Source organism: Shewanella frigidimarina (assembly GCF_003797125.1).
Taxonomy (GTDB): Bacteria; Pseudomonadota; Gammaproteobacteria; order Enterobacterales; family Shewanellaceae; genus Shewanella; species Shewanella frigidimarina.
On the sequence record NZ_RKKE01000002.1, the window covers coordinates 803569 to 818334 of the forward strand.

Below are 14766 nucleotides of genomic sequence, written 5' to 3' on the forward strand. Positions count from 1 at the left end.
GATGGTGTTAACACAGATTATTGCACCAGTTTATCGGGCCAACCATGGTTATCAATGTAATTTACTAAATTTTTCGGTCGATAATTACTGTCATTCAGCCAACGAGTTTTAACCGACTGATGTAATAATATCGGTGCTTGCTCTGGATCTAGCTTGCGCATAAAACGTTTTTTAACCCGATAAAAACTGCGATATGAATCTTGAATATCCGCCATGGGATTAGGTAATAATGCATCGGCTAAATGTAACTCGACCGTTAAGTTAACCGCTCGCGCTTGGCTTAACATCCACTGCAACGCTATATCAGACAAGGTGCTACCGTCATTATTGGGGGCAACGCTACCACCAATATTACTATGGGCGCCAATAAACCATACTTGCTGTATGTCTATGCTGGTTCGAGGTGCCCAAATGGTCGGTTCAAAATCGCTGCGATGTTCGTCTAACGCGAGTGCATGACGAGCCACTTTGACATTTCGGCCTAACTTGGCGTCATAAAACTCATCTTTGTCTTCAAACATGCCTAAAAAAGACAGTGGGATCCCCATTGCCCCAACGGTGTCCCACACACCAACAAAGGCCACTTCACGTGAAGGATGCGAATGTTGCTGACGAAATGCCACCGAGCGTTCACCATCTGGTGCAAAAGGTTTAGTTTTCATTTTATAGTGGTCAAACGCTTGCTGAATAAGCTTGGCATCTGGTCGAGTGACAATGCCGCAATTATTGATGAGGCCACACAAACAGCGCACTGTGTATGCACCACGGCTAAAACCAAACAGGTATATCTCATCGCCAGGAGAGTAGTTTTGCACTATGTAGCGATAAGCATCCATAATGTTTTTATGTAAGCCGCGCCCAGTTGCCCCACCAATCATGGAGTCATAGTACGAACCAATTCCCCAATCGTAAAACACCTGTTGCGGTACACCATCATCAGCAATGGGTTTGATGGCTCTGGCGAGTTTAAGTACATTAGTGGCGTGATCTTTTTCAAGATCTTTTTCTGGCCGATTCCAGGTTCCGTCGGCACAAATGACAATACGTTTATTCATATCAATCCCTGACATTCTTTGAGTGAACATTCATAACAATTATCATTGCCATAATAGACTAAATGCTTATTTGCACCACGGTAAAAATAACCAATACTCGACAGCTCACTTAATCATTCGAGTAACGGACCATGATAACAGCAGAACAAAGTGTATTAATGATTGTAGACGTACAAGGCAAGCTAGCCCAGGTTATGCAGCAATCAGCTCAACTACACCAAAAGCTTGCAGTATTAATTCAAGGTGCACAACTATTTGATATTCCGATTATTTGGTTAGAACAATTACCCAACAAATTAGGCCATACCAGCGACGAACTCGCACAACTCTTATCGCAAACATCCAAACCCATCGCTAAAGAGCACTTTAGTGGCTGGCATTGTGAAGAAGCAAAACAACAACTTAAAGCATTAAACCGTAATAATGTTATTCTTGCGGGTATCGAAACCCATGTTTGCGTTTACCAAACGTGCAAAGATTTACTGGCCAACGACTATCAAGTACATCTTGTTGCCGATGCCGTTGCATCACGAGGTACAGACAATAAAGTACTTGGGGTGCAAATGATGCTTAATGATGGTGCCAATCTCACCAATGTTGAATCACTACTGTTTGAGCTACAACATGTTGCCCAAGGTGATCGCTTTAAGGCTCTACTGAAATTGATAAAGTAGCCATATGATAACGGTGTGGGTATGATGTTAAAAAATATAACAAAAACATCATACCGCTATGCATCAATTTGATCGGCCCATTATTATTTTATCCGCGCCTCGTTCAGGCAGCACTTTGTTGTTCGAAGTTCTATCAAAAAGCCAGTCCATATGGACCATTGGCGGCGAAAGTCATGCGCTCATTGAAACCATACCCAAGCTGAATATCGCCTATCGTCAATTTAGTTCTAATGCGTTAACGGAACAAGATATTGATGACGAACTACGTCAGCAATTACTGCTACGTTTTAGCGATGCGCTGCAAGATAATCATGGTAATAAACCCGGTAGTATTGATACGACTAATATCCGCTTTTTAGAAAAAACCCCAAAAAATAGTTTGCGGGTCGACTTTTTTAATTCGCTGTTTCCCGACGCTTTATTTATCTATTTAGTGAGGGAGCCTAAAGAAAACATCAGCAGTATTATGCAAGCGTGGCGGTCGAATAAGTTTGTCACTTACCCAAATCTACCGGGATGGGATAAACGTAATTGGTCGCTACTGCTACCAGAAAAATGGCAACAACTTAATCGCCAGCCGTTACAGTCTATTGCCGCATTTCAATGGCAAGCCGCTAATGAAGCGATTATGGATTCATTGCAAAAGATTGACAGTAATCGCTGGTGCATGGTGTCTTATGATCAATTAATTGCAGATCCTGCGAAAACCGTTAAGCAACTATGCCAATTTACTGATACGGATTTTGACCCTGCTTTAGCGCAATTATGCAGTAAGCCATTAGCGCATTCTCGCTACACCATCTCGACACCCAAACCCAATAAGTGGCTCGAAAATTACCATGACATCGCCAAAATTTGGCCGAGTGCTTCTACAACACTGAACAAAATCAATCATCTTTTAGGCGAACGCGGTCATCCAATCTATGACACTCAATGGCAGCAACACGACATTGCTGAGCCTATAGCACTAACACCCGAACCAACTGAAAAACTCGCTACGCCAAGCGAGCAAAATGTATCTCGCAACAGTCCCTGCCCTTGTGGATCAGGCAAACGATTTAAACAATGCCATGGCCAGTTACGTTAGCCGTTTGAGTTAGCCATTTATAAATAGCCAGCAGAACGGGTAAAAATACCTTGTAAAGAAAATCATAACGTTAAGTGCCGTATTACAGAGAGCCCAATTATGAAGTTACCCCATGAGTTTTATCAGTTACCTTTTTGCTTTGATGTTGGTCAATTAGCCAAAGAGATCGAGCAATTTACCGAATCAGATTGGGTGACTCATCATGAAGGTTTTCAGGGTAATTCGGCTATTCCGTTAATCTCGGTCAATGGCGAGTTTAATAATGACTTTAAAGGGCCAATGTTGCCCACTGCGGCGTTAGCAAAAAGCCCTTACATCAAGCAAATACTCGCCTCATTTGGTGAGGTACTCAGCCGATCAAGATTAATGCGCTTAGCGCCAGGTGCACAAGTGCCACTGCATTCAGACATTAATTACCATTGGTATAAACGTGTTCGAGTGCATATTCCCATTACCACCACTGAGCAAGTGCAGTTTTTTTGTCATGACAAACAAGTGCATATGGGCGCAGGAGAATGTTGGATTTTCGACTCGTGGAAGCTTCACAAAGTGGAGAACAACAGCGACCAATACCGTGTTCATTTAGTGGTTGATTTAGCCGGTTCTAGTCAATTTTGGCGAACGGTATTTCAACACTCACGTTCAATCGCAGATGATCAATCAACAACATTAAACAGTCAATTCGTCGGTTTTAACCCAGACTCACCGGCAACATTCATCACAGAGCAATTTAATGCCCCGGTGATTATGCCTGTCGCTGAGGTTGAATACTTAACCAATGAGCTGTCAGCAGAGGTCAAACACAACCCCGAAAATCAGGTTGCTGAGGTGAATGCATTTTCGTTATTAATAGCAGACTTTGTTGCCGATTGGAGGATGTTATGGCTGCAATATGAGTGCACTAAAGCAGGTTGGCCGCATTATCATGCGCTACGTGAACAAACCATGATAAAAGCACTACAGTGCGCTAAATCACTGCAATTGACCCATGCTGGTTCGGCGGTAAAAGCGTTCGAACAATTGGTTATCGTGGCGAGTATGAATGTTGAACTTAGTGAGCAATTAGCAACACGTAAACAGGCTATGACTTTACCAAAAAACTCACCCAAAAGTGCAAATTTAGCATCCGTAAAATCTGCATCAGCAACATCAACATCAATAACACCAAAAACAGCAAAAACAGCAAAAACAGCAGCTGCAAATAATGCTCGCACTATTGCTGCACCGCCATCTCGCAATAGTCCTTGCCCTTGCGGCAGTGGCGAGCGCTATAAAGCATGTCACGGTAAAGTGAATTAGTGAGAAGAATACCTGCATAGGTTTATCTGAGAATATATACAAAAATGGCGCCATTAGGCGCCATTTCTATAAAGTCAGCCAAACTAGGTTGTTTTGGCTTATAAGAAATTCTTATTCCAAGTTCTGCTTAACCAAAGAATTGCAGTGCTGCTTTTTTTGCAATGGCATCCAACTCGGCTATTTGCTCAGGTATAAAAGCTTGATACTTGTCTGCCTGACCAATTGCCTTAAGGTTCATAGGCTGCCTAACTTGGCTAGCGCTAGGCGTTAATACGGCTCGTTCAGACTCATAAAAGGTAAAACATTGCGCTTGAGTCGTTAACTCACAGTAATCTAATATGCGCTGAATTTGTGACTCTGGTTCACGCACTAATTGTTCAAAACAAACATGTAAAATCTCATTAGGGTACAATCTATTCCAATGTTGCATGATGTCTAAATAGTGTTGCCAATAACTTGAAATACTGGCAAACGAGTACGAATAGTCATGCCCAAAACTGAAATACTGCTTAAATACGCTCAAGCCATTGTCGACGGTATTACGTACCACATTAATGATTTTTGCTTGAGGGAATAAGGTTTTAATTAAGCCAATGTGCAAAAAGTTATTTGGATTTTTATCGATTACATACGTTGGCGCATCGCTAAAGTAATGATTCACCTCGGCTAAATACCGTTGACGAAACTGATCGATATGACTGGCAGAAAGCTGACTTAGTCTTGCATTATAACCACCCGACATGTCCATTTGCAGCGCAAAGCGTTCCATAAACGGTAATTCATCGGTCGCGCCAACATCTGTGTGACACGCCAAAATCTGCTCTACTAATGTGGTACCAGAACGAGGCATCCCGACAATAAAAATAGGTGTTTGGCTCGCGCTCGGCAAGCTATCAATATGTGGCGATGGCGTATGCCCAAGCAGTGACAACACAATATTGGCAAACTGGGCTTGTTTAAACGGCCTGTGAAGCGCCATTATTTGATTGGCTAATAACATAGACTCAGACGCTTTATCAATTTGCTGTGTTTGCTCGTAAGCTTTACATAAAGCAAAATACACCAGTGCCTGATTTTGTTTGCTTAACGACTCATCAGTTGCAAAACCTTGCAATAAGGTTAAATCATCAGTGCTGAATCGGTACTGCTTTAAATCTGCCAAACTCCAATAGCCTACACCTACTTGCTTTGGGCTTAATTGATTATATTGATGATAAAAATTTGCCGCTTTTTCTGTGTCGCCTTTGGCCTTATAGATATGACCCAAATTAAGCTGCACTGCTGGCTCAGAAAAATCATTTGCCACACACCATTCAAAACATTGTTCAGCCAAAGCCATATCACCAACTTTAGTGGCGACTAATCCGAGTTTGTATTGATATGTTTCGACGTTACCTTGGGTATTAATTAATTGTAATAAATACGTTTTCGCCAAAAAAAAGTCTTGTTTTACTTCAGCAATAGCCAATAAACCGGTCAATACAGGCACTGCATTAGGGTCTACGGCAGCGGCTGTAGCAAAATAGTTTTCGGCCTCATTATATTGTTGTTGCTGTAAATGAATCTGACCTAATAAGCTCAATGCCTCAAGGTGTTTATCATCACGCTTAATCACTTTACGTGCGTACATTCTGGCCGATGAATAGTTTTTAGACTGAAACAGCGCTTCAGCTTGGCTTAAATATTGTTCAATAATACTCAAACTAGGGTCCTTATTATTGTTTTGCTCACCCAAAGAATGGCTTAAATGCCTCTAAAATCAGAGTAACATAGAAAATAGTAAATTTTGACCACGCTATTGGCTCATATTGAACGAAACAATCAACTTCAGCGTACAATTATTTATATTCGCTATGAGTTCATGCGACACAAGTGAGATCTAATGAAAAATAATGAAGCTAAAGTGCCAACCAGTCGATTGTCCCGATTATCAAAAATGGGCGGACTCGCTTCTCGCCTAGCGGGTAACGTGCTACTAGAAGGGGCAAAACAGCTTAGCCAAGGTAAATCGCCATCAATGCAACAACTGATGATGACTCCTAAAAATATTGGTCATGTTGCAGATAAGCTGTCGCAACTGCGCGGCGCTGCGATGAAAGTGGGCCAAATGTTGTCAATGGATGCCGGTGACTTAGTGCCTCCTGAATTGGCTGAAATATTGGCAAAGCTGCGCTCAGACGCTAAAGCCATGCCACACAAGCAGTTAACTCAATTATTAGTTCAGCACTGGGGCCGTGACTGGCTAGCACCTTTTGCCCAATTTGAGCTGCGCCCGTTTGCCGCCGCATCTATCGGCCAAGTGCATTTAGCGTATTTAGATACGGGCGAAAAGCTGGCGATAAAAATTCAATATCCAGGGATCCGCGACAGCATCGACAGCGACATTGATAACGTTGCCAGCTTATTAAAAGTCTCACGATTAATTCCAGCAAACGTAAAACTCGATACCTTATTGGCCGAAGCTAAAGCGCAGTTACATAACGAAGCCGACTATCAGTTTGAAGCACAGCAAATCGCACTCTACCAACAACAGTTGGGCGATAACCCTCACTTCATTGTGCCTAAGGTCTATCCGCAATTGAGCAACAACAGCATTTTGTGTATGCAATATGTTGAAGGCTCCGCAATTGAATCGGTCGCACAGTATCCGCAAGACATTCGTGACAAGGTTGCCAGCGCGTTGATGGAACTGTGTTTTAAAGAGCTATTTTGTTTTCAACTGGTGCAAAGCGATCCTAATTTTGCCAACTTTCAGTATCAAGCCGACAGCCAGAAAATAGTGTTACTGGACTTTGGCGCTACCCGCACCATTAGCGACACATTATCGCAAGGCTATATGCAATTGATGCAAGGTGCGATAGCCGATGATAAACAGCAAATGAGCAATGCAGCACAGCAAATCGGCTTTTTTCAAAACGCCATCGACCCACAACAGAAACAACTGATAATTGATATTTTTTATCAAGCTTGTGAGCCATTACGCTCCCGAGCAGCGTATGATTTTGGCGCAAGTGATTTGGCAAAAAGGATCACTCAAGCAGGTAAAGCCATGAGTACTCAACAAAATGAATGGCACACACCGCCAACCGATGCTATTTTCATACATCGCAAGTTGGCAGGTATGTATTTATTAGCCGCTAAACTTAACGCCAACATTAATGTACATGCCCTGTTTAATCAGGTAGTTAATAGTAAAAAAGAATAAGTAATCAAATAAGTAAAACAGATATATAAAATTGGTGTTTATTCACCCCCACAAGGAGAGTCACAATGTTCAGCCACATCATGCTTGGTGCCAATGATATCGAAAAATCAAAAGCCTTTTACGACGCAACACTAGGCGAACTCGGCATTAAACCAGGGGTAATTGATCCTAAAGGTCGTTGTTTTTATATGACTAGTACTGGTATTTTTGCGTTATCAAAACCATTAAACGGTGAATCAGCTTGCAACGGTAATGGCAGCACCATAGGTTTTCATGCTGATAATGCAGAACAGGCTAACGCTTGGCATGCTGCTGGTGTAGCGAGTGGTGGCGAAGCTTGCGAAGATGCTCCTGGTGTTCGCGACAGCCCAAATGGTCCATTATATCTAGCTTATTTACGCGATCCTTCTGGTAACAAAGTCTGCGTATTACACAGACCAAAGGCATAATCGTCGTTATTGATAATACCTTCTGTCATCAATAATGATGTCCAAATATAGATGAGACCTGTACGGTTTCATCTATATTGATAGCTTAAGAATTAATAGCTTAAGACTATTGCCCATCTATTCGTTCAATACTATCCGCTTCACCCAACCAATGTCATCAGCCATGAGTTTGCCTATGTTATCCATTATCCACAAATTCAGTGATACACTTTAACGCCTGTTCTCTTCGACTGAACGTTAATTGAGTACCATTATGTTTTCACGAATATTGATATTACTAATTGGTTTTATTTGCTGTGTGCCACTTGCGATAAGCGCTGAGTCATCAGGCCAACTGGCTATCACACCGCTCAGTAGCAATGCTTTGGTTAAGGCGAATCAAGCTCAAGCGACACAAATCCAACTATTTGAATATCAGTCATATTTCAAAACTGACGATTTTGGTTTGGTCGATGCTAATGGCCTAGTGGTTGTTGAAGGTAAAGATGCGTATTTAATCGATACCCCATGGAGCGAGAAAGACACTATTGCGTTAGTCGAGTGGATAAAGCAGCAAAATTTTATACTCAAAGCCAGTATTTCAACCCATTCACATGCCGACCGCACGGCTGGAATAAGTTACCTAAACAGTATTGGTGTTAGCACTCACGTATCTGCAATGACTCAAAAAATATTGACCACACAACATAAAGCACTCGCAAGTCAGCCGTTTGATGGTGACTCGTTTACCCTAGCTAATGGTTTACTCGAGGCTCGCTATTTAGGCGCTGGCCATACAATTGATAACATTGTGGTGTGGCTCCCTAAAGCACAATTACTCTTTGGCGGCTGTTTGGTAAAAAGTGCTCATAGTAAGAGTATGGGCTATATTGCTGAGGCATCGTTAACCGATTGGCCAGTAACGATTAGCAAGGTTAAAGCGACATTTTCTGATGCTGAGGTTGTTGTGCCAGGGCATGGAGCCATTGGCAATGCGGAGCTGCTTAACCATACACAAGAGTTAGTTAACGTTTATCTTTCCAAACATCAATTGGATTAAGATCGAACGCTTCCACCCTGCACAGGCCAAAAGGGGATCTACAGCAATCCCCTCTTGGATTATCCCTATCGTTTCTGCAACGTTGTTTGAATTAACATCCTAAAAAATCCACTCTCACTAATTAATGCATCTGTTAGTTTGAAAGGGTAAAATAGCCGCCCTTTGGTGTAGTGAGTGTGTTTTTGATGTCTGTTAACGACCCGTGTTTTATTCCTTTTAGTGATGCGATGGCTTTCAATAACACGCTTGCCGAACAAGGGTTGCCTGAATCTTTTACCTTTCCGTTTTATTATCAACCTCATCCATTAACCATACTGGCAGCACAGCAGTTACAGCAGGTGTTACTTGAGGCGAATCCTTGGGAACATAATTTTGGCTTAGACAGCGAACGTGATCGTGGCATGGTGATTGGCAAGATGTTTGGTGTGTTGGTGGTTAAAGACACGCTCGGGCAACTTGGCTTTTTAGCCGCATTTTCAGGTAAGTTAGCCGACCAAAATATCTTGCCACCGTTTGTGCCACCAGTGTTTGACATGCTGACCCAAGACAGTTTTTTTAGTCATGAAAATAAACAGATTAACCAAATTAATCTGTCGATAAGCCAGCATGAAGCGAATCCGTTATTAGCAACATTAACCGCGACGTTAGCTGCGCAACAGCACCAAGCAGAAAATGAGCTTGAGCAGCAACGTAACGTAATAGTTGAAGGCCGCAAACAGCGTAAGCTGCAACGTGAGCAAGCTGATGATGCATTAGCACAAGCAAGCATTAACGACGATAGCCATAAAACATTGTCTATCGAGTTAAGCCGTCAAAGTGTGCAGCAAAAACATCAGCTAAACGCGTTAAAGCAACAGTGGCAGACTCAAATTGAAGTCACTAAAGTGGCCTTAGACGCACTTGCGCAACAAATCAAACAACTTAAACGTCAGCGAAAACAACTTTCAAATGGATTACAAAAAAAGCTCTTCGCCCAATATCAGTTTTTAAATACCTTGGGTGAAGCGCGTGATTTAAACGATATTTTTAATGATGCACCGAATCATTTACCGCCTGCTGGTGCAGGTGAATGTGCTGCACCTAAGTTATTACAGTACGCATTTACTCATCAATTTACTCCAATTGCCATGGCAGAGTTTTGGTGGGGATCATCACCTAAATCTGAAATAAAACAGCACAAAAATTTCTATCCCGCTTGTCACGGAAAATGCCGACCTATTTTAACCCACATGCTAAAAGGCATGCTGGTTGATGACGATCCACTATTGATTAATCCGGGTAAAGATCAGCATATTGATATTATTTATCAAGATGATGCGATGGTGATTATTAATAAACCGGCGGAGTTATTATCGGTACCAGGAAAAAATATCACCGACTCGGTGTTTAGCCGTATGCAGCAACAATTCCCCAATGCAACGGGGCCGCTGATTGTTCATCGCCTAGACATGTCTACATCAGGGTTAATGGTGATAGCACTCACCAAAGAAGCCAACAAAGCCCTACAACAACAGTTTATTCAGCGTAGCGTCACTAAACGTTATATCGCGTTAATTGAAGGTGTGCCGAGCCAAGATGAGGGCGACATTAGTTTGCCATTACGGGTAGATTTGGACGACCGCCCTAAGCAGCTAGTGTGTTATGAACATGGCAAGCATGCCGAAACGCATTGGCAAGTGTATCAACGTCAAGGGCAACGTACTTTAGTATATTTGTACCCTAAAACGGGGCGAACCCATCAATTACGGATGCATTGCGCCCATCACGATGGCCTGCATATGCCAATTGTCGGTGATGATTTATACGGTGTCGCGACCAACAGATTGCATTTACACGCGCAGTATTTAAGCTTAAATCATCCGGTAAGCGGAAAAGAAATGGTATTTGAAATCAAAGCGGATTTTGAATAGAGCATTAGGACTCTGTAACAGATTCTGTGTAAGTACCTAATAATTTAGTTAAAACTGAACCCTAGAAACTATAAAACCGATATTGAATTAGCAATATCGGTTTGGGTTTGGTTTGGTTTTAGTTTTGGTTTCGTAACTTAACTAAAATAGCCCAAATTAGATGAACTCAAGCTAGATTAGCTCGGACTAATTAAATTCACTAGCTTGTTCTTCTAAATGCATTTGCTCAACTAAACCTTTACCAGTACGTTGTTGGTAGGTAGATTCCGCTTGTTGCATTCTACTACGGCCGCTAGTCACCATGTTTTGGCCTTGTTCAATTGAACTTTCACCTTTAGCAAGGTTGGTATTACCGTCTTCAATAAGTTCTTTACCATCAGCATACTTATCATCGGCATCTTCCCAGAGATCGGCTACATCATCCAATCTATCAACTAACACTACTGCACGGGCACCATTTTGAGCGCTGTTTAACGTGTTAGCCATCGATTGAAATAGTTGACGTTGTTGCTGCGCGGCTTGTTTGGCTTGTGCTATTAACGCTTCACCTTCACGGATTTGGTTTTTACCTTTTCCGATTAACTCACGCCCATCGATTAATAAACTGTTACCTTTCTTGAGGTCTTTTTGTCCTTGTTCCCACTGCTGAGATAAGTCTAAGTGTTGCTCACCTTCCGCTTTCACTTTTGACGCAAAATTATTCTGCGGTGCAGCGCATCCTGATAAGCTAATAACACTGACAACAAACAAACTACACAGTACTGATCTCATGTAAACATCTCTATATATGTGGTTGGGAAAGCGGCGCAATTAGATAGTTTAGTCAGTCAAATAGCAAGTACTGCGGCACATTAAATCGCGTTAATGAATTCCAGTGTTCTCAGGGGGGTAAAGCGCCGATTGATAAACTCAATAATAAAAAATTAACCGACTTTTTATCTGTTTTATTGATCGATTTGTTACACCGCTTCACCACTAACAATCAATATGCTTTAGTCACTGCTACTGAATGATAATCCTAGCCATGCCATATGCGATTGACGCTGATAATTTTATTTGACGAGTATTCGCCATTACAATAGCCCTCTCGAAGAGTAAGCTTATTTGATCAGCTTTATATAAGTTCATTGCTGAAAATGATATGCGAGTAAGTTTGATAAAAGCGTGTTTATATTGAGCAGAAAAAACATGGCTGATTGCGAATCATCTGCTTAATTCAGCGAGGATTAAGCAAGGAGAAAAAATACAACAACGGCTCAAACTGAGCGAACCTTGTGCTTTACCCCACTAAAAGTAGAACAACTCACAAACGGGCTGGCTTGTCGTCAAGCCAACCTGTTGTGAAAATAAAGGTTAAAAGATTGCCAGTGCTATAACTCAAACAACACATCGGTGCGGATAATGTATTTAACCCCAGAGAAAATCGGCTCAGAGCTGTGTATACAGTGCAGCGGGTGCATGCCATGAGGAAAACACAACACGCTTCCCGCAGGTGTTCGCACATCAACTTGGCGCATATTATCGCCGTGTTTTGCTGGTAAATTGGGCTTGTCGGCATTGACTAAAAAGCGTGTCGCACCGCCTTCAAAGTCTTCGGTCAGTAATATCAAAAATGTGAGTTGGCTGTATCGATCGCCAAAAGCATCACGCACAAGCTCGCCATCAATAACTTGGCTGCCCGGCCACGAACCATCTGAATGTGGCTTAAAATAATCACCTTCGTTATAACGATAAAAACGGAAACGATTATTTAGTCCCAGCGCGGCTTTACCTTCAAAAATGCCTAAATCGTCGGTCATTACCCCAGCAATACGGTCCCAAATAAGCCGTTCGGTGGTGTTATCGACCACCCAGGTTAAGCTGTCGTTATGACGCACATTGCGCGGTAAAGACACCGCAGCGTCTGGTAAAAAACCCATGGTTTCGCTAACATTAATGAGTCGCTGACATTCATCAGCGCTCAGTACATTTAATAATTGAAATGCCCCAGGCACATCCGTTAACGGCTTTTTACTCACGGTATTAGGTGCTGACAATCCGAGCTCTGCACCATTGTCGTTACGACTTGCCCATGTTGGCAATGCTGGATGCTCTGCGCCTGGCTCAAAAGCAGCGACAAAGTACTGGCCATTTACTGTTGTATTATTCATTACATTCACCTTAACGACTGATCACACGTACTTGAGCAAATTGTCTATGCCCAGCAGCCGTGCCATGAAAACCAAAACCACTTTGCTTTGCACCAACCCAAGGGGCATTTCCGCCGCCCACTCCTTGGTTAACCCCTACCATGCCAGCTTCAAGCTGATCGGCAACGGCATTCGCACTAGGGCCACCAAATACCACTGCACCTAAACCATAATGACTGTTATTGGCGCGGCTAATGGCTTCATCAATGTTACTAAAGCGACTAATGGCGACAACAGGCCCGAAGGTTTCTTCTGTTTCAAGTTGCATCTGTGGGGTGATGTTACTGACTATCGTGGGTTGAATAAACGGTAATACATAATCATCGCTGCCCAATAAAAAGCTCGCGCCTTTGGCTTTGGCATCTTTTAACTGCTCAAGTACTTTTTGATGTTGGATTGGATTAACTATTGGGCCAATATTCACATTTGCGGCATCCCATGCACCAACACGATACCGACTGGCAAGCGCTACCACTTTTTGCTCAAACTCATCGGCAATACGCTCATCCACATAAACACGTTCAGTTGAGGTACACATTTGCCCTGCATTTTCAAACGAACTGGCTACAGCAAAGCGCACCGCGGCATCCATATTGGCACCCGCCATCACAATCATAGGATCGTTGCCGCCAAGCTCCATCACTAGGCGTTTTAAGCCAGACGCCGCATTGGCCATAATGTGTTTACCTGCGGCCATAGACCCAGTAAACGCCACCATGTTAATGTCTGCCGCCACTAATGCTTGACCAAGGGCTTTGCCACCTTGAACCACCTGCAGCACGTGTTGTGGTAACACCTGGTTAAGTGTATTAATAAATAACTCAGCTACCAGCGGGGTTTCTTCAGACGGCTTTAACACCACACTATTACCTGCAATTAACGCAGGCATTAATAAGTTATTGGCCATCGCAAGTGGATAATTCCATGGCGAAATCACGGCTACCACACCCAAAGGACGATATTGTAATTCAGTGCGATTCCCCACATCTTCGGTGGCTAATGCATCACCGATTTCACTGGCAAAATAGCCTGCATTTTGTAATGTACCGCCGACTTCATAAGTGGCCCGACGATAATCTTTACCCATTTCTTGGCCAATAAGTGTCGCCAGCTCATCTTGCACTGCGTGCAATTGTTGATACGCTTTTACCACATACTGCTGACGCTCTATTAAAGGCAAGCTTGCCCATGCCTTTTGAGCAACCTTCGCATTGTTTATTACGGTAGGTAATTGCTCAATAGCGGTTGTTTCGACACTACCGACCGCAGTGGCTTCAATGTGTTCACCAACATAGTGATAGCTCGCGGGATCGTAAGAGGTTAATACTGCCATGGAGAAACATTCCTTAATGGTACTAAAGTGACGCTAGTCTAATTACTGCCTATTTTGATACAATGGAATACAAAAGCAACCAGTATACTTTTAGTAACCTAGAATAATTTAAGTTAAATTTATGAAAACTAAAATTGAAACAATGACTAATGGTCAAAAAAAAGTTATCAACGCTTGTGCTGAACCCTGCTCGGTCGAGCGCGGTATGCGTGTATTAGGCGGTAAATGGAAAGCATCCATTTTATGGCACCTGCAAGATGGTCCAGTTCGATTTAATGATTTATCGCGCATGCTAGGCGGGGCAAGTAAAAAAATGGTCGACCAACGCCTTAAAGAATTAGAATCTCAAGGACTCGTGACTCGCCATGTGATTAGTGATCGACCTATTGCTGTGTCTTATAGCATTACCGAACTTGGTCGCACTGCATTGGATATTTTAGAACGCTTAAAAGACTGGGCTGATGAATACATTGTTTAGTAAAAACAACTATGGCCTGTAGTTCACCACAAAAATTAATTATCTGAC

At 42.6% G+C, this 14766-nt stretch carries 13 protein-coding genes; 8 read left to right on the forward strand and 5 right to left on the reverse strand.

Features of this window, described 5'->3' with window-relative positions; genetic code table 11:
- Positions 1–17 precede the first annotated feature (17 nt).
- On the reverse strand, positions 18–1055 hold the full coding sequence (locus tag EGC86_RS08450; RefSeq protein ID WP_102036592.1) for a DUF2235 domain-containing protein: 1038 nt from the start codon (positions 1053–1055) through the stop codon (positions 18–20).
- 131 nt (positions 1056–1186) lie between these two features.
- On the opposite strand from EGC86_RS08450, the gene EGC86_RS08455 reads away from it, so the two are divergent.
- The 3 genes from EGC86_RS08455 to EGC86_RS08465 all read left to right on the forward strand — a co-directional run bounded on the left by EGC86_RS08455 (position 1187) and on the right by EGC86_RS08465 (position 4115).
- Positions 1187–1729, forward strand: coding sequence for a hydrolase (locus tag EGC86_RS08455; RefSeq protein ID WP_123777223.1), 543 nt, complete (start codon positions 1187–1189; stop codon positions 1727–1729).
- Between the two features lie 58 nt (positions 1730–1787).
- Complete coding sequence (locus EGC86_RS08460; RefSeq protein ID WP_123777224.1) at positions 1788–2816, forward strand: sulfotransferase family protein; 1029 nt, start codon at positions 1788–1790, stop codon at positions 2814–2816.
- 99 nt (positions 2817–2915) lie between these two features.
- Entirely contained in the window at positions 2916–4115 is a 1200-nt protein-coding gene (locus EGC86_RS08465) for an aspartyl/asparaginyl beta-hydroxylase domain-containing protein (RefSeq protein WP_123777225.1), read from the forward strand.
- Between the two features lie 127 nt (positions 4116–4242).
- Here EGC86_RS08465 and EGC86_RS08470 read toward each other — a convergent pair whose 3' ends face one another.
- Positions 4243–5817 carry a tetratricopeptide repeat-containing sulfotransferase family protein gene (locus EGC86_RS08470; protein WP_165872363.1) on the reverse strand — a complete coding sequence of 525 codons (1575 nt, stop codon included), beginning with the start codon at positions 5815–5817 and terminating at the stop codon, positions 4243–4245.
- A gap of 180 nt (positions 5818–5997) precedes the next feature.
- Here EGC86_RS08470 and EGC86_RS08475 point away from each other — a divergent pair, with 180 nt between their 5' ends.
- The 4 genes from EGC86_RS08475 (at position 5998) to EGC86_RS08490 (ending at position 10718) form a co-directional block, all read left to right on the forward strand.
- Positions 5998–7320 carry an ABC1 kinase family protein gene (locus tag EGC86_RS08475; RefSeq protein WP_123777227.1) on the forward strand — a complete coding sequence of 441 codons (1323 nt, stop codon included), beginning with the start codon at positions 5998–6000 and terminating at the stop codon, positions 7318–7320.
- Between the two features lie 65 nt (positions 7321–7385).
- Positions 7386–7769 carry a VOC family protein gene (locus EGC86_RS08480; RefSeq protein WP_123777228.1) on the forward strand — a complete coding sequence of 128 codons (384 nt, stop codon included), beginning with the start codon at positions 7386–7388 and terminating at the stop codon, positions 7767–7769.
- Positions 7770–8022: 253 nt separating this feature from the next.
- The gene (gene bla, locus EGC86_RS08485) at positions 8023–8808 is read left to right on the forward strand and encodes a subclass B1 metallo-beta-lactamase (RefSeq protein WP_123777229.1); all 786 of its coding nucleotides are present in this window, start codon (positions 8023–8025) and stop codon (positions 8806–8808) included.
- A gap of 185 nt (positions 8809–8993) precedes the next feature.
- Positions 8994–10718, forward strand: a complete 1725-nt coding sequence (locus EGC86_RS08490; protein ID WP_165872364.1) for an RluA family pseudouridine synthase — start codon at positions 8994–8996, stop codon at positions 10716–10718.
- A 186-nt stretch (positions 10719–10904) separates the two neighbouring features.
- Here the strand turns inward: EGC86_RS08490 and EGC86_RS08495 are convergent, their stop codons facing one another.
- The 3 genes from EGC86_RS08495 to EGC86_RS08505 all read right to left on the reverse strand — a co-directional run bounded on the left by EGC86_RS08495 (position 10905) and on the right by EGC86_RS08505 (position 14240).
- Complete coding sequence (locus EGC86_RS08495; protein WP_011636359.1) at positions 10905–11489, reverse strand: hypothetical protein; 585 nt, start codon at positions 11487–11489, stop codon at positions 10905–10907.
- A 599-nt stretch (positions 11490–12088) separates the two neighbouring features.
- Complete coding sequence (locus EGC86_RS08500; protein WP_123777231.1) at positions 12089–12868, reverse strand: 2OG-Fe(II) oxygenase family protein; 780 nt, start codon at positions 12866–12868, stop codon at positions 12089–12091.
- A gap of 10 nt (positions 12869–12878) precedes the next feature.
- Positions 12879–14240 carry an aldehyde dehydrogenase family protein gene (locus EGC86_RS08505; RefSeq protein ID WP_245423120.1) on the reverse strand — a complete coding sequence of 454 codons (1362 nt, stop codon included), beginning with the start codon at positions 14238–14240 and terminating at the stop codon, positions 12879–12881.
- A 121-nt stretch (positions 14241–14361) separates the two neighbouring features.
- On the opposite strand from EGC86_RS08505, the gene EGC86_RS08510 reads away from it, so the two are divergent.
- Entirely contained in the window at positions 14362–14718 is a 357-nt protein-coding gene (locus EGC86_RS08510) for a winged helix-turn-helix transcriptional regulator (protein ID WP_011636356.1), read from the forward strand.
- Positions 14719–14766: the final 48 nt, after the last annotated feature.